Source organism: Rhizobium sp. No.120, from assembly GCF_054558365.1.
This window is the reverse complement of sequence record NZ_BAAJNQ010000025.1, coordinates 1-26748: the sequence shown is the minus strand read 5'-3', so window position 1 is coordinate 26748 and position 26748 is coordinate 1. Positions and strand designations below refer to the sequence as shown.

Sequence of the window (26748 nt, the reverse complement as noted above, 5' to 3'; positions counted from 1 at the left end):
TCGGCCTTGCCGGCTTCCTTCAGGCGCAGCGCTTCCTCGACCGAAATCTCGTCAAACGGGTTCATCGACATCTTCACGCCGTTCAGGTCGACGCCCGAACCATCCGACTTCACGCGGATCTTTACATTGTAATCAACAACGCGCTTCACTGGGACAATGATCTTAATGCCGGAGTTTATTTGCATGTTTCGAAGCCTTTCTTACTTTCCTAGGTTCAAAATTCTGAAGAGCCTCATTGACTAGATTCCCTTATCTTGCGTTTGCCATTCAACCCCATTGCTTTCCGCTAAAGCCGCCGAAACGTCCGACAACATCTTTGAGTCCTGTTTGCTCGCCAGCAGCAACCCTTCGCCAACACTTCGGCTTTCGGCTAAGTGCAGCAATACCGCGAAACTCGCCGTTATCCGGTATGTAAATGGAGCACGATGGGTGAATGACAGCTCCACCGCCATTCACCTTCAAAAATCAACGCATTAATTGACGTCGCGCAGGTCAATGCCCCTAGTTTCTTTCCAAGTTGCCACCACGCCCGCCGCTATTAGAACAACGATAACGACATACAGGTTAAAGACCCAAGAGAGTTGTTGGCTAGAAAACCAACTGCTCAAGTATGGTGCTGTGCCGCCAAACAGAGCAAGTGAAAGAGGGAGAGAAATACCCATAATGCGCGACCGGTACCGTGTTGGAACACGTTCAGCGATGATTGCGGGTAGCGTACCACCAATACAACCAGTAACCGAGAGCATGACGCCCTGTGCGACAAATAGCGTCCAAGGCTCACTGGATATGAAGCTAATTAGCGGAAATGTTAGCACTGCTACTGACAGAAAATAGAATATGGTGACGGGCTTCCTGCCGATTCGATCGGAAACGTATCCCCATACAGGAACGGCGATGATATAGGGAATTTGTGCAAACAAACTCGCTGTGAAGGCGCCGCTTGGATCCATGCCACGCTGCGTTATCGCGAACACCGCAGCGTACGCGGTCCAGAGATAATATGGCAGGCCGACGCCGGCTTGGTAGAAGAAAATCCCGACAGCACGTGATATAATTTTGCTTCTCGGCCAATCGGAGGTCTCGACCGGATTAGGGGAACCCTCCCCTTTTGAACCTACGAAATCCGTCAGTACGTCGCTTTCCATCATGCTCTTTCGCAGAAACAACACGAGCACGGAAAGCAGAGCACCGAGGAGAAACGGAATACGCCAGCCCCACGAGTCCATGTCTACGGCATCAATTACCCGGGTCAAGACCACACCAAGCAGCGTAGCGACTATGCTGCCGATGCCGACACTAAAGAACATGCTGCTCGTCCACAGGCCCCGCCGCTCCTTTGGAGCGATTTCCGCAAGATATGCGTAGGAAGCGGTCGCCTCACCCCCATGAGCAAAACCTTGCAACAACCTAGCAGCCAATACGATGAGAGACGCGAATCCGCCGATAGCGGCATACGTTGGGGACACGGCAATCAAAAGACTACCGAAACCCATTAGTACCATGCTTGTCAACAGCACGGATCTGCGCCCCAGGCGATCCGCTAGGGCTCCGAAGACAATACCTCCAAGCGGACGAGAGATGAAGCCGACCGCAAAAATCGCCAAGGTGCTCAACAAAGCTGAGACAGGATCTTGGGTGTCAAACATTGCCTTAGCTATGTAAGGCGCGAAAACCGCATAGATCGTCCAGTCGTACCACTCGAGTGTATTGCCCAGGCCAGTCGCGACTAATGACTTCCGTCGGAGTACATTACCCAGCCCAGGCGAACGACCGACGGTTTGCACTTGTATGCCTGCATCAGATGACCCAACGTCCACGCTCATGAATTCCTCCCCCGCGTTCCGTCAAAACCCATTAAGTGCAGCCCCCTTCGAACAGATCAGAGGGTGTTGCGACTCTTGACGCCGACTTGGTCGGCGAAAGACACGATAGCGCCGGCCTCAATAAATTACAATATTGAATAATTAATTTGCCTCGGAAAGGCAGCTTCGCGTGTCGACTCGGCTCCCCAAATCTACCGTTATGTACTGGTCGCAGGTTTACGTGGATGCTCAATGGCAGACCGTTGAGCGCAACCCAGTCGTCTTGACATCAGCGCGGTTTCTAATTATTCAATTTGTGAATTCACTGCGGGCGAGTATCGTTCGATCGGAGGGCAGCGGCAACTGGCGTGCCATGTTTGGCCGGCGCGGCAGCGTCGACGTAAATGTGGTGACCTTCAATGCCCGTTGGGTCAGCGACCACCATTTTCAAAGGGAGCGAGAGTTAATATGAGCGCACATGTCGTTGTCGTCGGTGGCGGCCCAACCGGGCTTCTTACCACGTTAGGCTTAGCACGTTCCGGTATGCGTGTGACTGTCTTGGAAGCAGAGGCGAGGCCCAACGATAGTCCTCGTGCGCTTGTTTACCATTCATCTGTTCTGCCACATCTCCGAGATCTAGGTGTGCTCGATGATTGCGTGAAGGCTGGCTTCCTTCGGCAGGACCACGCCTGGCGCATCCACGAAACCGGCGAGATGATTCGTTGGGATATCGGGTGTCTTGAAGGCGAGATCGAATTCCCCTACGCCCTTCATCTGGGTCAAGATAAGCTTTCACTTATCATTCTCTCGCATCTGCAGAGGTTGCCGAACGTAGAGATCCACTATTCGACCACTCTGGCTGCATGCGAACAGAACAGTAGTGGTATTCGGGCGACGATTGTAAAGGATGGAGTTAACGAGACCATTGACGCCGACTGGTTGATCGGGGCCGACGGCGCCACCAGTTTTGTTCGGCGAGAGGTTTTGAAGCTTAACTTCTTCGGTATCACGTGGCCAGAACGTTATGTCGCAACTAATACACGCGTAGATCTGGATCGGCGTGGCTATTCGAAGACGACGATGCAGATCGATCATGTCTACGGTTCGGTCATCTGTAAAATCGACACGAGCGACTTCTGGCGCGTGACATTTATGGAAGACCCAGCGCTTCCAGTCGAGGAACTCCCTCAGAGAATTGCAAAGGTGTTGCCGAGTTTGCTTACCGGCGGCGTTCCGTTCGAGGTGGAGGCATTTTCGCCCTACCGAATGCATCAACGCTGCGCTGATCGAATGCGGGTAGGGCGCATTATGCTAGTCGGTGATGCAGCGCACATCACCAATCCCACAGGGGGGCTAGGGCTGACAGGGGGTATGTTTGACACATTCGCGCTCGTCGAGGCCCTGACCCAAGTTGTTCACGATAACCGTAGCGAAGACATATTGGAAACCTACGATAGAGACCGTCGTTTCAAGTTTCTTGAAATTGTCTCGCCGCGCGCATCTTCAAACCTACGTAACATGTATCATATGCTACCTGGCCAGCAGAAAGAGCAGTGGATCGAGGAGGCGCGTGCGATCGCTGCGGACAGAGACAAGATGCGCGTCGTGATGAAGTTCCACGAACAGATGCGGACAGTATATTGAGCAATCTAACACCATTGGCCCTCGCAGACTTCGGGGGGAGATTTCTCACAACGTCCCGCAACCTGCACGCGGGCGAGACTTATCCCGGTCCAACTGCCTATGTCGAATGGTTCGTGCCCGTCGAACCAAAAAGCGTATCGATTACATTCGTACATGGCGGTGGTGGACAAAGTTCGGAGTTTCTGCGCACTCCGGATGGGCGGCCCGGCTGGGCGCACGCCTTTCTGCGCGCGGGATATCCCGTATACTTGCTTGACCGGCCAGGACATGGGCGAAGCCGCTGGGATAGGCGCGTACTTGGCAGTGCGACGGAACCACCTAGTTATGAGCAACTCGGTCCACGTTTTTTTGAAGCAGCGAAAAGCCAACTTTGGCCGGGGGCTGAAAAACACACGCAATGGCCCGGCGGTGAGACCCCTGTTGATCGCTTCATGGCGAGTCAAGGGCCAATGGCAACAAGTCTCGCCGCAAGCCAAGAACACGTGGAAGCTATCGCGCAGGGCCTATTCAGCATGGTTGGGGACACAGTTTTGCTCAGCCACTCCGCTGGTGCGCCGTGCGGATGGGCATTGGCGGCAATTGGTGGCCCATCAGTGAAGGCTATCGTTGCGGTGGAGCCACTAGGCTGTCCTGGCTTCAAACACCCCCTAGGCCAATTTTCGCACGGCCTCAACGCGGCACCCCTTTCCGGGGAGCATGATCCATTCATGCGGCCGATCGCGGTTGTAACAGGTGAAGCAAGTTGGATGCGTGAAGCAAATGCACAAGCAGCAGACTACATCCGGGGCCGGGGAAACCATGTCGACCACATTCGTCTTGAAGAGAAAGGCATCTTCGGGAATGGTCACATGTTAATGTCTGAGTATAACTCCGACGATATAGCTCGGGAGATCATAGATTGGCTCGCCGGTCATGTGAGCTGAGCCCCAACTTGTCTTCTTTGCGCAGTTAATACTGCGCCCCGAGGTGGACTGACCATCTGGTCATTCTTTCGGTGATAGCACTCGAACCTTTCGGATTGTAGGAATCTATTGGAGGATTGTAAATGGAAAATCTTATCGCACAGGTTGAGTCCTTTATGGATACGTTCAACACACGCGATTTCTCGAAGACGCTCGATTTCTTCACCGACGCTAGTGTATACGTGGACCCTTTCGGTGTTCAGCACAGTGGACGCGCAGCAATTGGACAAGCGCTTGCGCCGAGTGATCAATTTTTGAACGCCTCCACAAAATACGACATCACATCCACGTCCATTGACGAGCATACTTCGACTGCGACCGTTACATGGACCCTAGTAATAACATCCGATGGAAACACCTCTGCCATCGACGGTCTCGATATTCTTCGCTTCCGCGAGGGAAAAATTGCAGTTAAAAATGCGTTTTGCAAAGCGCGCGAGATCTCAACCCGCACGATCTGAACACCGGCGGTTTGTAAGCATTAACTTCTTCGCCATCTTAAATTGTCAGCGCACCATCATTAGCGTTGTACAGCATACCCGACACCGATTGGAGCGTCTCTCATGCGAGATCCACGTTATGACATCCTGTTCGAGCCCGTTCAAATTGGTCCCGTCAGAACCAAGAACCGATTCTACGTTGTACCTCATGCTCTAAGTATGGGTATGTCCTCCATCGACGGAATGATCGCGTATCGAAAAGCTCGGGCCGAAGGAGGATGGGGCGTCGTATGCTTGGAGGAAACGATGATTCATCAAACCTCTGACCATGCACCGCTCCCGGACCCCTGTTTTTACAGCGACAGTCATGTCCCCCAACTAGCACGCGTTGCCGCAGCCATAAAAGAACATGGTGCGTTGGCCGGCGTGGAACTCGCACATGCAGGTGCGTCGGGACCGGCCGCCTCCCATCGCGAGCATCCATTATCTCCTACCGCCAAATTCCCCCACTACTATTACAACCCGATCACAGCCCGTACAATCGACAAGCAGGATATTGCCAACTTCAGACGCTGGTATCGAGATGCGGCAGTGCGCGCTAAATCGGCCGGATTTGACATTGTGTATGTCTACTGCGCTCACAATTTGTCCCTCCTGCAGGACTTCCTTGATGTAAAAACAAACAAGAGAACCGACGAATACGGTGGGGTCTTCGAAAATCGCGTTCGACTGCTTCGCGAAACTCTTTCTGACGTGAAGGATGCGGTTGGCGACACTTGCGCGGTTGCGGTCCGATTTGCGGTAGAAGACAGGCGACGGGCATCAAATATTACCGCACTTGAAGACGGGCGGCGCGTTGTTGAAGCACTATCGGACGTTCCTGACCTGTGGGATGTCAATGTTAGTGATTGGCCGTGGGATAGCGGAAGCAGTCGCTTCTTTGAAGAAGGGCAGCAAGAGCCGTTTATCGATTTTGTTAAGAGCGTAACGAACAAACCTGTTGTAGGTGTTGGGCGATTTACGTCTCCTGACGCTATGGTCAGCCAGATTAAGCGGGGCGTTCTGGATTTAATCGGGGCCGCCCGACCTTCAATAGCCGACCCCTTCTTGCCAAACAAGATAGACGAAGGACGCCATGATGATATCCGTGAGTGCATAGGATGTAATGCTTGCACAGCAGAGGTTATGACATACGTCCGTATTCGCTGTACTCAGAACCCGTCAGCAGGAGAAGAGCATACTTTAGGCTGGCATCCAGAAAATGTGCCTCCTGCCGATGACCCATCCAAGACGATTCTTGTTGTGGGTGGTGGTCCCGCGGGTCTCGAAGCGGCCCACACACTTGCGAAACGCGGTTACCAGGTTTCTATCGCAGATGGGGGATCGGAGTGGGGGGGCCGTCTGGTGCGAGAGCGTAAAATGCCTCGCTTGAGTGCCTGGGGGCGCGTGGTGGATTACCGTGTTGGGCAATTGCAGACGATGCCCAATGCAAACATGTATCTCAACAGTGCCCTGACTGCTAACGACGTGATCGGCTTCGAAGCTGATCATGTGATCGTGGCGACCGGAGCAAAATGGCGCAAGGACGGGATCGGTCGCAATCACGATGAACCGATACCCGGCGCCGATCTCCCCCACGTGTACAGCCCGGAAGAAATCTTGGATGGCAACTTACCAAGCGGTGAGGTTGTCGTTTATGATGAAGACTACTTCTACATGGCAACGGTAGTGGCTGAGCGCCTTGCCCGGGCGGGCTGTAAAGTAACTTACATCACGACTGCGAGCGATCCGGCACCGTGGACGATCAACACGCTGGAACTTGTCCACGTAATCAACTCAATGAACGAGATGGGTATTGAAATCGTTGTCGGAACCTCCGTAACTAGTATCTCGTCGGGCAACATTACGACGAGTCGTATTCTTACTGGTGTGGAATCCAGTAGAAAAGTGGACGCCGTCGTTCTGGTAACCGGCCAAGTATCCGATGATATTCTTTATCATGAGTTAGTTGCAAAGAAAGAAGCAGGAGAGATTGCGTCGGTCGAACGCATAGGGGACTGTCTTGGGCCGGGCCAAATCGCTCAGGCCACTAAAGATGGACGAAAGGCCGGCATTGAATTTTGCGGTACCGGTCGTTAGGTCTCTTTTAAATCATCTCTCTCGGTCTCGTAGGAATCCCGCACACATTTATTTGGTGCCTTCTATCATGGATCACGGCCGGATCTGGCTCGCAGCGTTCCGGTCGTAGGTTTGGCAAGCGAAGCAATTGCCTCTCCTCAGCGAGCTGACGAACTAGAGCACGGCGATGGGTCGATGGATGATTTTGACATCACTTGCTTCAGACGTTCTGGACAGCGTCCGCTTTGACGGTGGTGATGATGGCCAGAGCGCTGGGCGAAGATTCGCGGCTACGTGTTTTTAAAGCTGAAGATGACGGGGCATCGGCCCGTCAGGCGGCGGCCTGGCGGCGGCCCGGTTCGGAGTCGCACTTTCGAGCGGATCCTCTGGATGCTCGAGCGAAGATCGGAGAACAGACGGCGCGGCTCAAAGCCGTCGTCGCGGGTCCAGCCTCGACGTATATGTGCAGCTTCATGATCGGGAAGGTGGAGGAGTTGCCGATGTGGTGACCGCGGGCAAATTTGTGGCGCCGGAGGCTGCGATTATGTAGCCGGTGCCGCGCCGCTTGAGCATCAATTTATAATATAATTCCAAGCTACCATCGGCTTCGGGTGTGGTTTGCGTGGCGAGAGCGCCTGGCCGCCGGTAATCGCATGAGGCTTCACTCCGGTGACACGGTCAGCCGTCCGCTTCCCTAAGCAAAACCCGTTGCGTTTGCCTACGATGGCCAGGAGATCAGGACCTTCTCGGTGCCTTTATCGCTGCAGCGAGCCCTTTGGGAGCTTTCACCGGCCGCCAGGAATCCAACGCCCGCTGCAGGCAGCTGCGCATATAGTCGTTGATGGGTGCGGACCGCCGCTTAACAGTGTCCACATGAACCATCATGTGCTCACCCGTAGCAAGAACAATGTCTCGGGCGGCATCTACGACGTACTGGTAGATATGGAGCCTCGTTTCGTCGTAACCGATCGTCTCGGTGAACACGCGTAACGGCGTGCCTAGCCGGCACTCTCGGAGATTTCGCTGATGCCCTTCTACTGAAAAAAAACTGAACCCCTGGAGGCGATACTCTTCCGTGAAGCCAATCGCCCGCAGATAGTTTTCACCTGCATCAGCTAACAACTTATAATATTGCCACTCCGTCATGTGGCCGTTGTAATCAATCCATTGATCATCCACCGTTGCCTCAAGTGTCAAGAGTGCATTCTCTTGAGGGCGATCATCTACAGCCTCGAATTCAAACATTGCTGCCGGCATCTCAGTCGAGCCCCATTAGGTCGTCGCCCGTTTCAATAAAGGCGCCAATCTCAACATTGATCTTGGCCACCACACCTTCGTTTTCGGCGAGGATCGACTGTTCCATTTTCATGGATTCCATGATCGCAACTACATCGCCCCGGGAGATTCTGTCCCCCGTCTTCACGCAAAGCTCCATTACCATCCCCGAGAGCGGAGCCTTTACGCCGATGCGGTAGATGGGAGCCTCATCAACATGTTGCGGCTGCTCGAGCATCGACATTTCTGTGGTCTCTTCTTGCGGTGCAACGGCTTTGTGTAACGCCAGTGCCTCTTGGGCAAGCTGGGGCATCTCGACGTCGATCCACCGTGTGTAGATGGCAAATTCCTGACGATACTCAGCGACAAACTCGCCGCGCTTTACGATAGCGCGATGGAGCGGTGTCACTGTGCTCACGCCTTCGATCACCAATTCGTCAAGCGCGCGTGCAGCGCGTTCGATTGCCTGTTCCCGATCGCGGCCGGTTACGATCAGTTTTCCGACAAGAGAGTCATAGTATGGAGGAATGGTGTCACCCTCGGCATAACCGAAATCCACTCTCACGCCCGGTCCGCCAGGAAGCCGCATTCGCTTGATCTTGCCGGGCACGGGTCGGAAATCGGCCCATGGGTCCTCAGCGTTGATCCGGAACTCAATCGAATGTCCCCGAACCGGCGCGTCGGTGAATGGCAATGGGCTGCCCTCGGCGATGCTGAACATCTCCCGTATGATATCAATGCCTGTCACCTCTTCAGTCACAGGATGCTCGACCTGAATACGGGTATTCACCTCGAGAAAATAGATGTTCCCCGCATTCGTTACCAGGAACTCGCAGGTCGCAGCCCCGCAGTAGCCAACCTCCTTAAGGATGCCGATCGACACTTTCCTTAAAACGTCAATCTGGTCGTTGCTCAAGAATGGTGCCGGTGCCTCTTCCACGAGCTTCTGCTGTCGGCGCTGCAGAGTGCAATCACGTGTCGAAATGACCGCAACGATACCGTGCTGATCGGCGAGGCACTGGGTTTCGACATGACGTGCATGCTCGGCATACACCTCGACGAAGCACTCCGGCCTTCCGAACGCGAGGCCTGCTTCGCGCTCCGCAGCCGCCATGAGCGGTACGATTTCTTCCATTGTCCGGACGATCCGCATGCCGCGTCCGCCACCACCATTCTGTGCTTTTATGATAACCGGCAGGCCATGAGTTTCGGCAAATGCCCGAACCTGTTCCTGGGTAACTGCTCCCTCGTCCAGAGATGGAAGAAGCGGCGCTCCGACCTTCCGCGCGATGGCACGAGCCTTCACCTTGTCGCCAAGCCGGGCGATAGCCTCTGGCGGAGGACCGATCCACACGAGCCCGGCCGCCTGTACGGCCGCGGCGAAGGTCTCGTTCTCGGACAACAAGCCATATCCAGGATGGACCGCGTCGGCGCCGCTACGTTTGGCAATGTCGAGGATGGCCGATTGATTGAGATACGTCTCCAGGGGCGAGTGGCCTTTGAGCGTGAATGCTTCATCCGCTGCTCGAACATGCAGGGCGTCCCGGTCCGCCTCGGAGGCGATGGCCACTGACACGTAGCCTGCATCGCGGCATGCCCTGACGATACGCAAGGCAATCTCGCCACGGTTCGCAATAAGGATCTTCTTCATTTTCATTCCTCAAGCTCTTAGTGATCGACAAGAACCATCGACGCGGGATTCCAAGTCAGCCACACCTCCGCGCCGGAGGCAGGAATTTGCGACTTTGAGCATTCCACCAAATACGTTGCACCGGAGTTGTCAGAAACGGTAACGATGCAGCGGCTTCCAAGAAAGAGTTCTTTCTCGATACGAACGGGGATAGCAGGGGCTTGCATCTCATCGACTGTGTCTGAGCCGAGCAGGATCAGATCTTCAGGGCGCAGAACGATCGACAGCGACGAGTGCTGTTTGAGGATCGCGCGCGGAAGAGGCAATGAGAAGGTAGCGCGGCCTGTCCGTATAAGGGTCCGTCCATCGCCACCCTGTTCCAAGCTCGACACGTCAATCAGGTTCGCCTCCCCCAAAAAGCGGGCAACGAAACGAGACTTCGGTCGGAAATAGAGTTCGGATGGGGTGTCGTATTGCAGGATTTCCCCACCATCCATGATCGCGACCTTGTCCGATAGGATGAACGCCTCTTCCTGATCGTGCGTTACATAGACCGCGGTAATGCCGGTGCGCTGTTGGATTTCCCGCAGATCGGCGCCCAGTTGCTGCCGGAGCCTACGGTCGAGCGCACCCATGGGCTCATCGAGCAGGAGCAGCGCGGGGCGATAGACCAGCGCGCGTCCGATCGCGACACGCTGTTGTTGACCACCGCTGAGTTCGCCCACCGCCCGATCGCCCGCATTGGGGAGCTCGATAAGCTCAAGAATTTCGTGTACACGACGCCGCCGATCGGTTTGCGGCCATTTGTGCAGCTTCAAGGGATATTCGATGTTCTGCGCGACGGTCATATGCGGAAATAGCGCGTAGTTTTGGAAGACGAACCCGATGTTACGCGCCTGAACCGGAAGACGGGTGACATCTTTCGCGCCGATCATGATTACGCCTGAGCTCGGGGTGAGAAGTCCGGCGATCGTTCGTAGAAGTGTCGTCTTTCCAGAGCCCGAAGGACCGAGCAAGGTGCAGAACGAGCCAGGCTCGATACTAAGAGCTGTTTTTTTTAGCCCGAAGTAGCCGTTGGCGAACCGAATTTCGACGTCTCTCACCTCGATACCGTTCGCCCGCTCCGCTTCGTTTCTTTCCGAGCGGGATTTCGTCGTGGTGGCGTCTTGGCTGATCATATTGCTACCCTCCTCCGCTAGCCCGGGACGGCGACCGACATCGCTCATCGGACTGCTATTTGCCCATCATAGCGGGCTACCTCATTTTTTATCAAGACGCTTGTTATAAAAAAAGCCTGTTGCGGCTTGCGCGACGGATTCTTTTTGTTACAATTGTCTTAGCAAAGGCAAACCAGAGGAAGGGGAATGCAAATGAGGAAATTGACCAGCAAGGCCACGTTTATCGTCGCAGGCGCAGCGCTCACGCTGTCGTCGGTGGCTTCGTACGCCGCCGACATTCTGCCGGCCGACGTGAAAGCAAAAATATCGGGAGAGCTCGTCTGGCACGATGGTTCCGGTGGTGCCACGACGCGGGCCCGTGAGGAAACGGTAATCAAGGACTTCGCGGCCGAGACCGGGGTCGAAGTCAAAGGCGACTTCAACTCCGACATGACTAAGTACTTCGCGGCGATGGACAGCGGCGCCTCGATTCCTTGGAGCATGATCGAGTTCCCGACAAAGGGCGACTTTATCAAGGCCCGTGACGCCGGCTACGTTCAGAAGCTCGATCCCAGCATCGTCGATCTGAGCAAACTCGGCCCTACGGCGCACGACGAATATGGCGTGGATGTTTTGCGCTATGGCATCGTCTTCACGTATAACACCAGCAAATTCGCGACCGATAACGCGCCGGCCAGCGTCGTCGATCTTTTTGACGTAAAACGTTTCCCCGGCAAGCGCTGCCTGTTTAAGTATCCCCAGTTCGGCGGCGTGCTGGAGGCCGCGCTTCTTGCCGACGGCGCGACGCGCGACAATCTCTACCCCCTGGACTTAGACAAGGCCTTCGCGAAGCTTGACACCATCAAGTCTGACATCCTCTGGTGGTCCAACGGCGATGACGCGATCCGCCTTCTTTCAAGCGGCGAGTGCTCAATGGGCATCGCCTGGAGCGGCCGCGTCTACAGCGCAGTGAAGAACGACAACGCGCCGCTCGCCGCGAAATGGGAGAATTCGCTCTACTCCCAGGCCGTATATGCCATTCCTAAAGGCGCACCGAATGCCGACGCCGGCCAAGCGATGATTGCCCATTTCATCGCCGACCAGGAAGGGCAGAAGGCGCTTGTCAAGCAGATCACTTATGCAACGGATATTGTCGGCCTCGACAGCACTGCGTACGGTGACGATCTTGGACCGTGGATCGTAGCAGGCGATAATGCTAAGAAAGCGATCGAGGAAAACGCCGACTACTACGCGAAAAATATCACGGAAGTAGTCGATCGTTTCAATCGTTGGGTCGCCCTCAACTAAAGAAAGAATGACATGCCTCGCCTGGTGGATCACAACGAACGACGAAAGCAGATTTGCGACGTTCTATTGGATGTCGTCTCGGAGGCCGGCATAGCGGCGGCCACCATCCGGGAGGTTGCGGATCGTTCGGGATGGTCCACCGGCGTCATCGGCCACTACTTCAAAAATCGTCAGGATCTTCTCCTTGGCGGATTGCGCCGAGCCGCCGAAATCCTTGGCGAACATAATACGCGCGTTATAAATACGCTGGAGGGCATCGCTGCCCTCGAGCAAATCCTCGAAGGCAGCATTCCCCTGGACAAGCGTCGGCTTGCGCTGTGCCGAATCTTCTTCTTTTTCTATGCCGAAGGCATGACTGAAGCTGATTTGAGGCAGGAGCTTGAGAGCTATCTCGTGGGATGGAGAAAGTCCGCGACACGGGCCATTCGTCAGGCGCAAGCGCACGGTGATCTGCCCCCGGACCTGGAGCCGAAAAGAGTGGCGGCCGACCTTGTCGGTCTCGCGGACGGGTTGAGCATTCACTCGCTTCTTGATCCGCGGGTGATGAGTCAACTTCGGGAACAGTCGCCTATCAGATACTGGATACGTCGACTGGGAACCGAAGTGTCGTCGAGCGACAAAGGCGAGCCAGCGCCGCCTACCCGGTATGCCTCCGCATAGCGGGCAACAGTACACATAAACGGGAACGCACATGTCGAATGTTATTTCCTCTACCCTCGGGTGGACAGTATCTTCTATTCTCGGCGATACGGGTCCTCAGGTTTTGCACCAGCCGGAAAAGCTCGCTCTCGTCTGGGAGCACGGTGCGCTTACCTACGGGCAATTACGGTCCAGAGCGCTGAAGCTGGCCGGCGCGTTTCGAGCGGCTGGGCTTCAGACTGGCGACCGCGTTGCCTCGATGCTCTATAACCGGGGCGAAATCTTCGAGCTCTATTTCGCCTGCGCTTTCGCCGGTCTTGTGTTCGTACCCGTGAGTTTCCGGCTAACCGCCAGCGAAGTGGCCTCAATTCTCGATGACAGCGGCGCTAAGCTCTTCTTCGTGGAAACAGAGACCTCGCCCGTAGCCGAGGACGCGTCGAGGGCTATAGCAAACGGCCCAAAACTAGTCGTGCTTGAGGCCAATGCAGGCGGATCTGCGTATGAGGCCTTCGCCGATGCTTGTCCGTCCCTGGCCTCTGCGATCCCACATGACGTACAAATGATCTTGTACACCTCTGGGACGACGGGAAAGCCGAAGGGCGTCGTGATGCGTTCGCTCGCAGTCATATGGTGTGCCATGCAGCAGGCCAGCATCTTCAAGCAGATGAACCAAGAGACGGTCATGCTTCTCAATGCGCCGATGTACAACACGGCTGCGTTGAATGAGAGCTCCATCCCGACGTTCCTCGTCGGCGGAACCGTCGCCATAATGCCGAGCCGCGGATGGAGCGCGGAGCGACTAGGCGAGTTTATCCAGAAGTGGAACGTGTCGCACGCCCTTATCTTCCCGTCCATGTTCCGCAATATGATCGAAGCAGACGATCGCGAGCCCTTGCCCCTCCAGTCCATGAAATGGTGGTACACGGGTGGTGAAAATTGCCCCCCCGCGCTCATCGCTGAAGCGCGTCGACGCTGGCCCCACATCCATCTGGCGATCGCCTACGGCTCCACGGAATGCGGTCTCCCAACGCTAATTGATGGCGACGATATCGATCTTCACCCTGGATCGGTCGGTCGGTGCGTTCCCGGCCAGTCAATCCGGCTCCTCGACGCCGACGGAAACTTGGTTCCTCCCGGAGGCGTAGGGGACGTGTGGACAGCTGGACCGGCGGTCATGAACAACTATTGGAACGCTCCCCAGCTCGATACGGAAACGGTGCGTGACGGCTGGCTCAGGATCGGCGACCTCGCGACCATCGACGACGAGGGCTGGATCCGCATCGTCGGACGTAGCAAGGACCTCATTATTTCGAAGGGACAGAACATCTACCCTGCGGAGATCGAGAACGTCATACGCCAGCATCCCGCGGTCATCGACGTCGCTGTGGTCGGCCTTCCCGACGAGGAGTTCACAGAGGTGGTTTGCGCCGCGATCGTGCCACGGAAGGAAGGGACCATCTCCAAGGAAGAGATCATGGCGTTTCTTCTTACGAAGCTCGCATCCTACAAGAAGCCGCGACACATCGTCTTCGTCGACAGCTTCCCTATCCGAAATGCAACAAAGGTCGACAAGAAGGAACTGGCGAGCATCTGCGCCAAGATCCTAGCAATCTGAGGAGGAATGGGATGACCCAGAACATTAGTCCTGAATGGCAGGCTTTGCTGGAAGAACTGGATCGTCGTCGCGAAATCGCGCTCGCATCGAGCGGACCAGACCGGATTGCACGCGAGCATCGCTACGGTCGCTCCACGGCACGCGAACGGATTGCCAAAATCGCGGATCCCGACAGCTTTCTGGAGATCGGGACTTTCGTGACCACACCTACCGAGGATGGCTCTCTCCTCGCACCTACGTTCGTTTGCGGCCTCTGCGAAATCGACGGTCGCCCGGTGGCAATCGGCGCGGAAGATTTCAGTGTTGAAGGCGGCGGCGCGGGCGTGCACCTTGTGCGCTACAAGGGCGGTTGGGGCGGGTTCATCGAAGAATTTGCGATCGGTTACAAAATCCCGTTCGTCATGCTGATCAACGGGGTCGGTGGCTCCATCCTTCTGCAGGATCAGATCGGCTATCCGGAACTGCAGTCCGCCAACCCCACCTATCCTATGTTCGAGTTGCTGCAACAAGTCCCCGTTCTGGCTGCCGTGCTAGGCCCTACCGCCGGCAGCTCTGCGGCCCGAGCGCACATATCGCACTTCTCCGTCATGACCTCGGACAACGGGTGTCTATTCGCCGGAGGCCCTCCCGTGGTTAAGCAGGCCCTTGGTTTGGAGATCGACAAGTTCGCCCTTGGTGGCGTCGCGATCCATACCCGTTCATCTGGTCTGATTGACAACGCTGCCGAAAACGAGGATGTGGCGCTTGCTCAAGTCCGTCAGGTCCTCTCATACCTGCCAGACAATGTCAGCCGCCGGCCGGCAGTCATTGAGACTTGGGCCGAAAATGATCAGAACGAGCTCTTTTCGATCGTGTCTCCGAGTTTGAGACGCGCCTACGACGTTCACAAGCTGATACGGTGCATCGCAGACCAGGACACGTTCTTCGAAATCGCGCCGGACTACGGTCGTTCGCTTCGCACTGGCCTGGCCCGGATCGAAGGTCACACGATTGGGATCCTGGCTTCGGACGCGCGGTTCGTCGCCGGATCTCTGGATGTGCAGTCTTCTCTGAAGCAGGCCAAGTTCGTCGAGCTCTGTGACCGATTTCATATTCCGATCGCATATCTCGTCGATGTTCCGGGCTTCCTCGTAGGGCCGAAGGCGGAGGAAGCAGGTGTCCTGACGTTTGGCGCAATGGCGCTTCGGGCAATCCAGCAAGCGAAGGTGCCCGTGATAACGGTACAGGTCCGTCGGTCCTTTGGCCTCGGCGGCGTGGCGACAGGAAGCCGCAATCCTTTGAGCTTGCGGCTCGTGTGGCCAAGCGCGGCTTGGGGCGACATGCCGATAGAAGGCGGCGTCGAAGCGGCGTTCCGAGCAGAACTGGAAGCTGCACCGCCTGAGGAACGAGCGGCTTTAAAGGCGCAGCTGACGAAACGGTTCGAAGAACAGACATCGATCTGGAAGGCTGTCGAAAACTTCGGCGCGGAAGAAATGATCGATCCCCGAGACACGCGCAAATATCTCGCGCGACTCCTCAGGCTCGCATATCGCATGCCGCAGGAAGGTCGAAGTGGATGAGGTACGTTTCAGTTACCTCCCTTGCCGGGCAAAGACGTCATGTCGGCGTCGCCGCAACGAAGTTCGCCTTGCTACTGCCAGCAATCTTCGTCCTCTCCTTATCGTTGGGCTGGCCGCTCTTGACGATCATCATGCGCAGCCTGAACGAAAAGGGCCGATCGAGCTTTTCGGAGCCGCTTTACTTTGGCCACTACGCAGCGATCGTCCAGGACGATTTGTTGCGTCAGGTAGCGCTGCACAGCGTGATGCTCGCATTCGTGTCGATGATCGCAACGGTGCTTTTGGCATTTCCGGCCGCATACGTGATTTCGCGCCTCTCCCGGCGTTTGTCATCGCTGATGATGGTCCTCGTGCTTATGCCGTTCTGGGTATCGATCATCGTGAGATTATTTGCCTTCACCACCATCCTCGGTACGCAAGGCATCATCAATTCCGCTGCTGGAGCGCTCGGGCTTGGCCCGTTTCCCCTGCTGTACAACACGTTCGCGACGATCGTCGGCATGGTCGCCTACCTGCTGCCATATCTAATTCTCATCCTCGTTTCGGCGATGATGTCGATCGATACCTCGCTTCTCACCGCCGCTCGAACAATGGGCGCATCTGAAAGTCGTGTCTTCCTCGACATCTATTTCCCGCAGGTCCGCCCGGCGCTGCTGGGTGGAAGCGTGCTGGTCTTCGTCCTGGGGCTTGGCTTCTTCCTGACACCGGCAATCCTCGGCGGTCCGCACAATCTGACCATCCCGATCTTCATCCAGCAGCAGGTCCAGAACTACCAGTGGGGCAAGGCAGCGGCGATGGGCATCGTCCTGCTGGCGGTCTCGATCGTTGGATATGCCGTGGCACTTAAGGTAGGGGGTAAGGGAATGCTTTCGCCGGTCCAGCAAGGCTCGCGCGGCGCTTCAGCCCGCGCCCCCCTTCGACCAACTCCGGTGACCAGTATTTGCGTCGTGGTGCTCGTCTTCGATCTCATTCTGCTGATCCTACCGCTCCTTGTCGTCATCCCGACGTCGGTCACTCCGACCACGCAGATTCAATTCCCACCGGTTGGCTTCAGTACCAAGTGGTTCATCGAGGCTCTGACGTCATCGATCTGGATCGATGCGTTCCTCAAGAGCATCAGGGTTGGCGTCATGACGGCAGTTTTCGCTTCCCTCTGCGGCCTCGCGCTCGCCAGGGTCGGGACGCGTTCAAAGTCTGCGGCGCTCAAGTCAGCCATTCAGATGGCCGCCATTATGCCTCTGATCGTTCCGGTCATTTTACTCGGTATCGGAATCTATGACGTCCAAGGTCGGCTGGGCATGCTGGGCAGCGACTTCGGACTAGTCGTCGCTCATGCCGTACTTTGCTTGCCACTTGTGTTCCTCGTGCTGGCCAATGCACTTGCTGCCGTCGATATCTCGATCGAGCAAGCGGCCTGGTCGATGGGTGCGAGCAGTACCAGGGCCTTCTGGGATATGGTCGTGCCGCTCGCCATGCCGGCGCTCGTTGGCGCGTTCCTCATCTCCTTCGTGACGTCTTGGGACGAGGCTGTGCTGGCGATGTTCCAGACGGAACTCGATAAAACACTGCCAGTCACGATCTATTCCTTCCTTCGAAGCGGCATCACTCCGGCGGTCTCAGCTGTCGCGACAATCATCATCGCACCGGTCTTGATCGGCACAATCATCGTCGCCGCAAAATCTTTCACTACAAGTCGAAGTGCTACAAAAGTGAGATCCTAGCTCATGGCAACCGAACGTTTTCCAAGCGGCTCCGCGTCAATCGTGGGAGCCTTTGAGTCCCCGCGTCGAAAGGCGCCTGGCGTCCATCCCTACCAAATCCACTCTGAGGTGATCGCCGGGGCGCTTGCCGATGCCGGTCTGACGATTGCTGACGTCGACGGTTTCGCTACGGCAGCCTCGTTTCCCTCCGAAGCGGGCTGGCAGCTGAATGCCGTCGAGATCGCCGAATACGTGGGTATCAACCCCTCTTGGGTGTGCAGCACCGATATCGGAGGAGCCGCAGCTCTGAGCCATGTCGGCAACGCCGTCGCGGCGATCAAGGCCGGTCTCTGCAACACAGTCGTCGTTTCATACGCCTCATCCGGCCGCTCATGGCCTCTGAGCGCAAGCGACTTCAATACCGGGCAGACCGGACCGGGCGAGTTCGAGGTACCGTACGGAGTTTCGACAATTTCCGCTTATGCGTTGGCCGCGACGCGATACATGCACCAGTACGGACTCAAGTCGGAACACCTCGCCGAAATCGCCGTTCAAGCGCGCCGGTACGCACATTTGAATCCGGAGGCGATGTACCGCGATCTTATCACGATCGATGACGTCCTCTCCTCTCCGATGATCTCGTCGCCGCTTCACAAACTCGATTGTTGCGTCGTCAGCGACTCGGGCGGTGCAATCGTCGTCACGTCTAAGGACCGTGCACGCGACACGCGCCGAGGCGGGCCTTCTGTGTTGGGCTTCGGAGAAGCGATCAGCCACGGCCAGATGAACCAGATGTGCGACATGACCACCACTGTCGCTGAACATTCGGGCCGGCGGGCGTTCCAGACCGCTGGATTAACACCCGAAGAAATCCATGTTGCGCAGATCTACGATTCTTTCACGATCACGGTCGCTCTCACGCTCGAGGCCCTCGGCTTTGTTCCCAAGGGTGAAGTGGGCAACTTTATCTCCGAAGGTGGGATCGCGCCTGGCGGACGGCTCCCAATCAATACGGATGGTGGGGGCCTTTCATCGAACCACGCGGGAAGACGCGGCATGTTTGCGACAATCGAGGCAGTACGCCAGCTCCGAGGCGAAAGCCCCGGCCTTCAACTTGCTTCCCCAGATCTGTGCCTCATCAACGGTACCGGCGGCTGGCTTTCAGCCACGGCCACTCTCATTCTTGGAGGCAAACAATGATTGAAATGACCTCTGTCCATCCTGTCCACAATGCTCTCTCAAAGCATTGGTTCGAGGCGGCTAGCAGGGATGTCCTGCTCATTCAAAGGGATCCGCTTACCGGCGCGGCACAGATGTACCCTCGCGCCCGCGTGGCGGGCTTTCCAGAGCGAGAGCCGGAGTGGGCCGAAGCCACGGGCCGCGGCACTCTCTATTCCTTCACCGTCGTCGAGCGATCAATCCACAAGGAATTTGCGGCGATAACGCCGTTCGTTATCGCGATTGTCGATCTGGAAGAGGGTGCCCGTATCACAAGCTGGGTCGTCGATACACCGATCGAAAGAATCCAGTGCGATATGGCCCTCAAGGTCGTGTTCCGTGAAATTCATCCCGGCGTAAAAATGCCCTGCTTCGTGGAGGGCTGACGAATGGAAACCGTGTTCAACGACATCCAAGAAGGCGCGGAATACGAGTCCGCCGGCCGGACCATAACGGAAGCTGACATCGTGAATTTCGCCGGCTTGAGCGGGGACTTCAACCCGCTCCACATGGATGAAGAATGGGTTCGCGAAAATACCAAATACCCTTCCCGCATCGCGCACGGACTACTCGTTCATTCGATCGGCGAGGGCCTGAACTGCACAGAGCTTTCGGCGTGGAAAATTCTCGGCTTCCTGGAAACACAACGGCGGATGCTTCTTCCGGTGCTACCGGGCGACCGGATTTGCCAGCGTTACGTCGTGAAATCGAAACGCCCAAGCTCGAAGGACCCGTCGCGCGGTGTGGTCGAAGTGGAGGTCGCGATCCGCAACCAACGGGGCGAGATCGTGCAGGACGGATACAACAGATATCTTATCGGAGGTGGAGGCTGATGCGTGGCTTAAAGGACAAAGTCGTGGTCGTAACGGGCGGCGCGCAAGGGATCGGTAAAGCGACCGCTATCCGCCTGGCCGAGGAAGGTGCGATCTTGGTGATTGCGGACCGTAACCTTGATGGCGCAGCAGCGACGACCAGGGAAATCGACGCATCCGGCGCCCGTGCGTTGGCCGTCTCGCTCGATGTTTCGGATCGCGAAAGCTGGGCCCAAGCCGCGATCAAGATCAAGGAAACCTTTGACGGAGCAGACGGCCTTGTGAACAACGCCGGCCTGACACGTGACAAGTCCTTGCTAAAGATGGGCGAGGACGATTGGGATGTGGTCCTGAACGTCAACCTGAAAGGGGCGTGGCTCGGGTGCCAGGCCATCGTGCCCTTGATGGTTGGTCGCGGTGGCTCGATTGTAAACCTGTCGTCCGAAGCTCGGTGGGGCGCGTTTGGCCAGTCGAACTATTCGTCGGCGAAGTCGGGTCTGGTCGGCCTGACGCGGACCGTTGCAATCGAGCAAGCACGTAACGGTATTCGGGTAAATGCTGTCGCTCCGGGAACAACTACAACCCCGATGGTTGAAGCTGTTCCGGAGCAAATCCGCCAAGGATGGCTTGAGAGCATCCCCCTGCGGCGCGAGGCCAGTCCGGCGGAAATCGCCTCGGCGATTGTTTTCCTTCTCTCCGACGACGCTAGCTACGTGACAGGCCAGGTACTGGGCGTGAACGGCGGCTCTGCTCTTTGAATTGAAATGCATCCCAATGCGACCATCAACCTCAACGGTCTGATGGTCGCATTGGGAATTTGGATCGGGTTGTTTCACGTCGCCGCAGATGGACGCTTTCGCGGTTATATTGGTGTAGCGCACGAGAGGGCGGGCTTAGAATAGTTTCTATCGCACCAGATATATCCGAGGAATTCTTGCTGCACATGAACTCATGCACAGCACGGTGATGCTCCATGGCCTGGTTCGGCAAACCTGAATAGGCGGGGCCGGACAGATGCTCCTCGATATCGACGTCAACGTACCACATTTCATGACCCGCCGCCTTCACGATCGCTTGTATCGCCTCGTGCCATGTGTGGGCGATTGGACCGGTAGAGTGTAGGATCTGCCGGTATGCCCTGCCTCTAGGGACCGTCGCCGCCGTGTCTGCTATGTCGCGGGTATCGACAAACGCAGTTGGCCAACCCTTAGTAGGCACCCCAACCTCGCCCTCGTCGCGTAACTTCGGAAGGAAGTACTCGGGGGCGGAGAAGTTCTGTATAAACCAATGGGGCGCAAAATCGTCCACTCGAATCTCGAGGTTTCGATCAGCCGCTCGACGCGCCGTTCGTCGAGATTTTCATTCCGAGTTTCAGCCGCGATGCCTGACAAAAGCACGATGCGCCGGACCGATTTTGCGTCGTCCAGAAAGCTTGCCACCGTGGCTTCAACGTCCACAGCACCATAGGCGTTCGGTTTGACAAGGTAGACGCAGACAACGTTCGCAAGAACTGCTTTCCAGGTTTCAGGAACATTCCAATCGAACGCCCGTCCGCCGGAACCATGGGGTCGCCTAGACGCGCCGATTACGTCTACTGCCGACCTTGCTTGGAGACATTCCGTAACTTTACGACCGGTTTGACCGGTGGCTCCCAGAACTAAAACCTTCGTCATCGAGGTGTCCGTTCAGGTCGTGGTCAATAGGTGTGGCTGGAACATGTAAGTTCCAGCCACAACCGTCTACTAGCTTTTCACCTTCTCGCTGCGTGAATCGTACCAAGCGCCGAGTTGGACCTCGATTGGGTAGCGTTTCATCGCGACCTCCACCTCCCATTTGCCACTTGCCAGCCATTCCTTGGTCACGCCCTCGTTGGACGAGACATATCCAAGACCAAGCGAAGCCTTGACGCGGTGTCCGTACGCTCCCGACATAATCGACCCTACAATGATGCCGTCACGAATAAGCGGCTCGTAGTGAAACAACATCGGGTGTGTGCCCCCGGTCTCATTAGAGACTTTCACCTGCACAAGCCGCCTTTTCAAAGTGCCCTCGGCCTTCTGGCGTACCAAAACGTCTCGGCCGATAAACCCGCCTGGCTTATCCAGCGCAACGGTGAAAGCAACGCCCCCCTGGAACGGCGTATCCTCCTCACCGATATCGTGGCCCCAATGGCGATACCCTTTCTCCATTCGCATCGAATTGAGTGCGAAGAACCCAGCGTTCTTAAGCCCAAAATCTTGTCCGGCTTCCATCAGAACATCATAGACATGTGCCGCCATTTCGCTCGGGATGTAGAGTTCGAAGCCCAATTCGCCGACGAACGTCAACCGGCTGGCACGGACGCGCGCGTAGCCAAGATCGACCTCGCGGCTCGTGCCAAACGGGAAGAACTCGTTCGAGAAATCATCGGAGGAGACACTCGCGAGCAGGTCGCGGGACTTCGGTCCCCACAGCGCGAGCATCGCAAGCCCCGAGGTAACGTCTGTAATGTATACTTGGGTGCCTACAGGCACGCGTCGCTTGAACCAAGCAATATCGCGTCGCTGAGAAACAGCCACCGTGACGACCAGATAGGACTGTTCCGCCAGTCGGGTGATCGTTACGTCGGCCTCGATACCGCCGTTCTCATTCAGCCACTGAGTGTAAACAACCTTCCCAATCGGCACATCACATTCAGCCGCGCTGATCCAGTTCAGGGACTTTAAAGCGTCAGGGCCTTCGACTATATATTTGACAAAGCAGCTATGGTCGAAGAGTGAGACATTCTCGGCTGTGTTGGCGCACTCAGCCGCGACATTGTCGAACCAGCTCGGCTTTGAATACGAATATTCGATGTTGGCAAGCTCGTCCTCTGTGCCATAGAAGCCAGGGCGCTCCCATCCTGCGAGTTCGGTCATGAACGCACCTGATGCCAACAGGCGGTCGTGGAACGGCGAGCGGCGAACGCCTCGCGCGGTTTCGAATTGCTTCCCGGGCCAATGCATGTCGAACAGCGTGCCGATGGTCTCGACGGAGCGGTCGGCAAGATACTTCTTGTTTCGCTGAAACGATTGCGTTCGGCGAACGTCGACATCCAGCAGTTCGACCGGCGGACGACCTTCAGCGATCCATGATGCCATTGCCTTCCCGACACCACCTGATGAAAGGATCCCGATGGAATTGAAGCCGGTCGCGGCGAAAAGGCCGTCGATTTCCGATGTCTCACCAAGATGGTAGCGATTGTCCGGAGTGAAACTTTCGGGACCGTTGAAGAAGAGCTGGATGCCAGTCTCCTGCAGGACAGGAACGCGCTCCATGGCCATCTCAAGGTATGGACTGATGTGCTCCAAGTCCTCGGGGATCGTATCGAAGCAAAAGCTCTCGGATATGCCGTTCTGACCCCACGGTTTCGCTCCGGGTTCAAAGAAGCCAATTAGCAGCTTGCCGGCATCTTCCTTGTAATAAGCCCACTCATCGGCTGTGAACATAACCGGAAGATTGCGCGGCAGCTCTGGGATAGCCTCGGTCACCACATAGAAGTGTTCTGCGGCATGCAAGGGAATGGTCACGCCGATTTGAGCTGCGAGGTCACGGGACCACATCCCACCTGCGATGACCACTTTCTTGGCAGAAATCCGCCCCTGCTCGGTCATTGCGCCGACAGCCTTGCCGCTCTCGGTGAGGATTTGTGTAACCTTAATATTCTCGAGGATCTTGGCGCCGCCCTGGCGAGCTCCCTTTACGTAGGCCATCGTCACGTCGGCAGGATTAACCTGGCCGTCATTGGGGAACCAGAAACCACCCACGAGCCCTTCAGTGCTGATCGGAGACCAACGCTCCTTGATCTGATCAACGGTCATGGCCTCGACGGGCAGGCCGAAATTTCTCCCCATCGACGCACCACGTGCCAATTCCTCATAGCGAGCCTGCGTCTTCGCAAGGCGCAAAGAACCGTTCTGCTTGAAACCGGTCGCCTGCCCAGTCTCTTCCTCGAGCCGCCCAAAGAGCTCTCCGGTATATTGCGCAAGTTCCGTCATACGCTGCGTTGCACGGAGCTGCGTCACAAGACCGGCGGCGTGCCAAGTCGTTCCACTCGTGAGCTGTCGACGCTCACAAAGAACAACGTCCTTGATGCCGAGCTTCGTCAGATGATAGGCAATCGAGCAGCCCGCGATACCGCCGCCGATGATGACGACATCGGCCTGTGATGGAATATCCATTCCTGTGTCCTTTAGATTTGGAGCCTGCCCTGCCCTCGTAGCTCCTGCTGGCGGACATGGTTCTATCCGGCGATCAGAGGCATTGATGGCAGATCTTAATCTCGCCGGCTCGCCCGCATTCGGGATCGGTCCGTCTGAAAAGGATTCATATCATATCAGGGCTGAAACTCTACAGAAATCATGCCGAGTTTATAAAAATCTCTCGGCCCACCTTCCGGCAAGGGACGAAGGTTCATCGCCGGCAATCGCTTTAGAAAGTCGGGGGGGTGTTCACCCAGATCAGTTTACAAGCCTTCGAGCCAACAGAGCGCCAGGAGTGCGCGCGGTGACTTTCGAAATACATGGCATCGCCTGGGTTCAAGGTAGCGAGACCTAGCCCATCCACTTCGATCTCAAAGCTACCCTCTAACACCCGGATGAACTCCTCGCCTTCATGCCGGTAGAAACCCTCACTTCCGGCACCCGGTTCAAGCGTCCACTCCTGACAGTCCATCATCCGCGGACCAGAAGCTAACTCTCTGATCTGAATGCCCTTGCCGAGTGAAGGAAGCTGTCGCCCCTCCCCGCTCCTTATGACGGCTTTCGGTGTTTCCTCTGGGCTGGCAGTGAGCTGCGTCACGGTAACGCCCAATGTTTCGGCTATAGCGCGCAACAGCGGGACACTGGCGCCTCGAGACGTGCGCTCAAGTGTGCTTATCACCGACGAGGACACGGCCAACACCTTCGCAAGCGCCGTTATCGTCAGACCCTTTTCGCGACGCAGCCGCCGGATCTCATACCCGAGCCTCGGAGGCGGAAGGTTTTCGCTTCCTGTTTCCTGGGAGACCAGATCCGTTCCGTCCAGTGAAGATTTGATCGCTGCAAGATTCAGGCCTTGGACGGATCTCAAGCGAACGATCTGATGTACGCGGGCGAAGTCATCCTCGGAGTACATCCGGTAGCCACTGGCCGTCCGTGTTGGAACGATGAGCCCATGTTGCTCCCAAAGCCGAAGCGTCGCCGGCGGCACACCGGTCGCAGCAGACAACTCTGAAACCTTATACTGTTTGCTCATGGCTTTCCTTGCTCGAAATCTCACAGTTGAGTGCTACGAGACTGCTCCGCAAACTGCAACCACGCGATTTGCCAAAGGCACACAGTCGGCGGCTCGATTGAAGGATTTCAGCACGGATTCACATGTTCGGATAGACCGGGCCTTCGCCGCCCTGCGGCGGCACCCAGTTGATGTTCTGGTTCGGGTCCTTGATGTCGCAGGTCTTGCAATGCACGCAGTTCTGCGCGTTGATCACGAACACGTCCTTGCCGTCCTTCTCCACCCATTCGTAGACACCAGCCGGACAGTAGCGCGTCGAGGGGCCGGCATAGACGTCGAGTTCCGAGGTCTTCTGCAGCTCCGGGTTCTTCACCTGAAGATGGACCGGCTGGTCTTCCTCGTGATTGGTGTTCGACAGGAACACGGAGGAGAGGCGGTCGAAGGTCAGCACGCCATCCGGCTTCGGATAATCGATCTTCTGGTGCTTGGCGGCCGGCTCGAGCGAGGCCGCATCCGTCTTGCCGTGCTTCAGCGTGCCGAAGAAGGAGAAGCCGAGGAGCGTGTTCGTCCACATGTCGAGGCCGCCGAGCGCCACGCCCACGGCCGTGCCGAACTTCGACCACAGCGGCTTGACGTTGCGCACTTTCCTGAGGTCCGAGCCGATGGCGCTGTCGCGCCAGCCCTGCTCGATCTCGATCGGCTCGTCATTAGCGCGGCCGGCGGCAATCGCATCCGCCAGCTTTTCCGCCGCCAGCATGCCCGAAAGCACCGCATTGTGGCTGCCCTTGATGCGCGGCACGTTGACGAAGCCGGCCGAGCAGCCGATCAGCGCACCGCCCGGGAAGGAGAGCTTCGGCACGGACTGGTAGCCACCCTCGGTGATGGCGCGCGCGCCATACGAGAGGCGCTTGCCGCCCTCGAAGGTACCGCGGATCGCCGGATGGGTCTTGAAGCGCTGGAATTCCTCGAAGGGAAAGAGATAGGGGTTCTTGTAGTTGAGATGCACGACGAAGCCGACGGCGACAATGTTGTCTTCGAGGTGATAGAGGAACGAACCGCCACCGGTCTTCATGCCGAGCGGCCAGCCGAAGGAGTGCTGCACGAGGCCGGGCTTGTGGTTCTCGGGCTTGACCTGCCAGAGTTCCTTGAGGCCGATGCCGAATTTTTGCGGCTCGCGGTCCTTCTGGAGGTCGAACTTCGCGATGAGCTGCTTGGCGAGCGAACCGCGCACGCCCTCCGAGATCAGCGTGTACTTGCCGAGCAGCGCCATGCCGCGGGTGTAGTTCGGGCCGGGCTCGCCATTGCGCTCGATGCCCATGTCGCCGGTCGCGACACCGATGACCGCGCCCGCGTCGTCGTAGAGCACCTCGGTCGCGGCAAAGCCGGGATAGATCTCGACGCCGAGTTCCTCCGCCTTACTGGCCAGCCACCGACAGACATTGCCGAGCGAGACGATGTAGTTGCCGTGGTTGTTCATCAGCGGCGGCATGAAGGCGTTGGGCAGGCGCACCGAGCCGGCCGGGCCGAGGAACAGGAAGTGGTCGTCCTTGACCTCGGTCTTGAAGGGATGGCTGTCGTCCTCGCGCCAGTCGGGCAGGAGACGGTCGATGCCTATGGGATCGACGACCGCGCCGGAG

The 26748-nt window shown here is 56.9% G+C and carries 21 protein-coding genes and 1 pseudogene; 13 read left to right on the top strand and 9 right to left on the bottom strand.

Annotated features, from left to right (window positions below):
- Together ACYJRZ_RS30705 and ACYJRZ_RS30700 are read right to left on the bottom strand one after the other, a co-directional pair.
- Positions 1 to 167, bottom strand: a pseudogene (locus tag ACYJRZ_RS30705) (electron transfer flavoprotein subunit beta/FixA family protein); the annotation flags it as partial.
- A 306-nt stretch (positions 168 to 473) separates the two neighbouring features.
- Positions 474 to 1823, bottom strand: coding sequence for an MFS transporter (locus ACYJRZ_RS30700; protein ID WP_084438673.1), 1350 nt, complete (start codon positions 1821 to 1823; stop codon positions 474 to 476).
- 447 nt (positions 1824 to 2270) lie between these two features.
- On the opposite strand from ACYJRZ_RS30700, the gene ACYJRZ_RS30695 reads away from it, so the two are divergent.
- From ACYJRZ_RS30695 to ndpC, 4 genes are all read left to right on the top strand, one after another.
- Complete coding sequence (locus ACYJRZ_RS30695; protein WP_024899816.1) at positions 2271 to 3446, top strand: FAD-dependent oxidoreductase; 1176 nt, start codon at positions 2271 to 2273, stop codon at positions 3444 to 3446.
- Positions 3356 to 4369, top strand: a complete 1014-nt coding sequence (locus ACYJRZ_RS30690; protein ID WP_459465128.1) for an alpha/beta fold hydrolase — start codon at positions 3356 to 3358, stop codon at positions 4367 to 4369. Before ACYJRZ_RS30695 ends, ACYJRZ_RS30690 begins: the two co-directional genes overlap by 91 nt.
- 122 nt (positions 4370 to 4491) lie before the next feature.
- Complete coding sequence (locus ACYJRZ_RS30685; RefSeq protein WP_064334247.1) at positions 4492 to 4869, top strand: nuclear transport factor 2 family protein; 378 nt, start codon at positions 4492 to 4494, stop codon at positions 4867 to 4869.
- Positions 4870 to 4971: 102 nt separating this feature from the next.
- Entirely contained in the window at positions 4972 to 6987 is a 2016-nt protein-coding gene (ndpC, locus tag ACYJRZ_RS30680) for a 6-hydroxypseudooxynicotine oxidase (protein ID WP_024899819.1), read from the top strand.
- A gap of 714 nt (positions 6988 to 7701) precedes the next feature.
- Here ndpC and ACYJRZ_RS30675 read toward each other — a convergent pair.
- Genes ACYJRZ_RS30675 through ACYJRZ_RS30665 form a run of 3 tightly spaced genes read right to left on the bottom strand, consistent with a single transcriptional unit; the run spans position 7702 to position 11049 of the window.
- Positions 7702 to 8211 carry a thioesterase family protein gene (locus tag ACYJRZ_RS30675; RefSeq protein WP_427143501.1) on the bottom strand — a complete coding sequence of 170 codons (510 nt, stop codon included), beginning with the start codon at positions 8209 to 8211 and terminating at the stop codon, positions 7702 to 7704.
- A gap of 13 nt (positions 8212 to 8224) precedes the next feature.
- Complete coding sequence (locus ACYJRZ_RS30670) at positions 8225 to 9892, bottom strand: acetyl/propionyl/methylcrotonyl-CoA carboxylase subunit alpha (RefSeq protein WP_459465125.1); 1668 nt, start codon at positions 9890 to 9892, stop codon at positions 8225 to 8227.
- Between the two features lie 17 nt (positions 9893 to 9909).
- Positions 9910 to 11049 (bottom strand): ABC transporter ATP-binding protein, encoded by a 1140-nt coding sequence (locus ACYJRZ_RS30665; RefSeq protein ID WP_459465123.1) that lies wholly within the window; start codon positions 11047 to 11049, stop codon positions 9910 to 9912.
- A 192-nt stretch (positions 11050 to 11241) separates the two neighbouring features.
- Between ACYJRZ_RS30665 and ACYJRZ_RS30660 the strand changes: the two genes are divergently transcribed.
- Genes ACYJRZ_RS30660 through ACYJRZ_RS30620 form a run of 9 tightly spaced genes read left to right on the top strand, consistent with a single transcriptional unit; the run spans position 11242 to position 20637 of the window.
- Positions 11242 to 12336, top strand: coding sequence for an extracellular solute-binding protein (locus ACYJRZ_RS30660; RefSeq protein ID WP_427143504.1), 1095 nt, complete (start codon positions 11242 to 11244; stop codon positions 12334 to 12336).
- Between the two features lie 12 nt (positions 12337 to 12348).
- Positions 12349 to 12996 carry a TetR/AcrR family transcriptional regulator gene (locus ACYJRZ_RS30655; RefSeq protein ID WP_427143505.1) on the top strand — a complete coding sequence of 216 codons (648 nt, stop codon included), beginning with the start codon at positions 12349 to 12351 and terminating at the stop codon, positions 12994 to 12996.
- Between the two features lie 31 nt (positions 12997 to 13027).
- Entirely contained in the window at positions 13028 to 14590 is a 1563-nt protein-coding gene (locus ACYJRZ_RS30650; RefSeq protein WP_440854654.1) for a class I adenylate-forming enzyme family protein, read from the top strand.
- An 11-nt stretch (positions 14591 to 14601) separates the two neighbouring features.
- Positions 14602 to 16149, top strand: a complete 1548-nt coding sequence (locus ACYJRZ_RS30645; protein WP_427143507.1) for an acyl-CoA carboxylase subunit beta — start codon at positions 14602 to 14604, stop codon at positions 16147 to 16149.
- The gene (locus ACYJRZ_RS30640; RefSeq protein WP_440661839.1) at positions 16146 to 17870 is read left to right on the top strand and encodes an ABC transporter permease subunit; all 1725 of its coding nucleotides are present in this window, start codon (positions 16146 to 16148) and stop codon (positions 17868 to 17870) included. The genes ACYJRZ_RS30645 and ACYJRZ_RS30640 overlap by 4 nt, the downstream gene beginning before the upstream one ends.
- Positions 17871 to 17873: 3 nt before the next feature.
- Complete coding sequence (locus tag ACYJRZ_RS30635; RefSeq protein ID WP_430764963.1) at positions 17874 to 19049, top strand: thiolase C-terminal domain-containing protein; 1176 nt, start codon at positions 17874 to 17876, stop codon at positions 19047 to 19049.
- Complete coding sequence (locus ACYJRZ_RS30630) at positions 19046 to 19453, top strand: Zn-ribbon domain-containing OB-fold protein (protein WP_427143510.1); 408 nt, start codon at positions 19046 to 19048, stop codon at positions 19451 to 19453. The genes ACYJRZ_RS30635 and ACYJRZ_RS30630 overlap by 4 nt, the downstream gene beginning before the upstream one ends.
- A 3-nt stretch (positions 19454 to 19456) precedes the next feature.
- Positions 19457 to 19900 (top strand): MaoC family dehydratase, encoded by a 444-nt coding sequence (locus ACYJRZ_RS30625; protein WP_427143511.1) that lies wholly within the window; start codon positions 19457 to 19459, stop codon positions 19898 to 19900.
- A complete protein-coding gene (locus ACYJRZ_RS30620) occupies positions 19900 to 20637 on the top strand; it encodes an SDR family oxidoreductase (RefSeq protein WP_427143512.1) in 738 nt (245 codons plus the stop codon). The genes ACYJRZ_RS30625 and ACYJRZ_RS30620 overlap by 1 nt, the downstream gene beginning before the upstream one ends.
- 411 nt (positions 20638 to 21048) lie before the next feature.
- Here the strand turns inward: ACYJRZ_RS30620 and ACYJRZ_RS30615 are convergent, their stop codons facing one another.
- From ACYJRZ_RS30615 to ACYJRZ_RS30600, 4 genes are all read right to left on the bottom strand, one after another.
- Entirely contained in the window at positions 21049 to 21552 is a 504-nt protein-coding gene (locus ACYJRZ_RS30615) for an SDR family oxidoreductase (protein ID WP_427143513.1), read from the bottom strand.
- A 69-nt stretch (positions 21553 to 21621) separates the two neighbouring features.
- A complete protein-coding gene (locus ACYJRZ_RS30610; protein WP_459465118.1) occupies positions 21622 to 24078 on the bottom strand; it encodes a GcvT family protein in 2457 nt (818 codons plus the stop codon).
- Positions 24079 to 24328: 250 nt separating this feature from the next.
- Positions 24329 to 25132 carry a MerR family transcriptional regulator gene (locus tag ACYJRZ_RS30605; RefSeq protein WP_427143515.1) on the bottom strand — a complete coding sequence of 268 codons (804 nt, stop codon included), beginning with the start codon at positions 25130 to 25132 and terminating at the stop codon, positions 24329 to 24331.
- Between the two features lie 118 nt (positions 25133 to 25250).
- A partial coding sequence (locus tag ACYJRZ_RS30600) for an electron transfer flavoprotein-ubiquinone oxidoreductase (protein WP_459465116.1) occupies positions 25251 to 26748 on the bottom strand: 1498 nt, incomplete at its 5' end.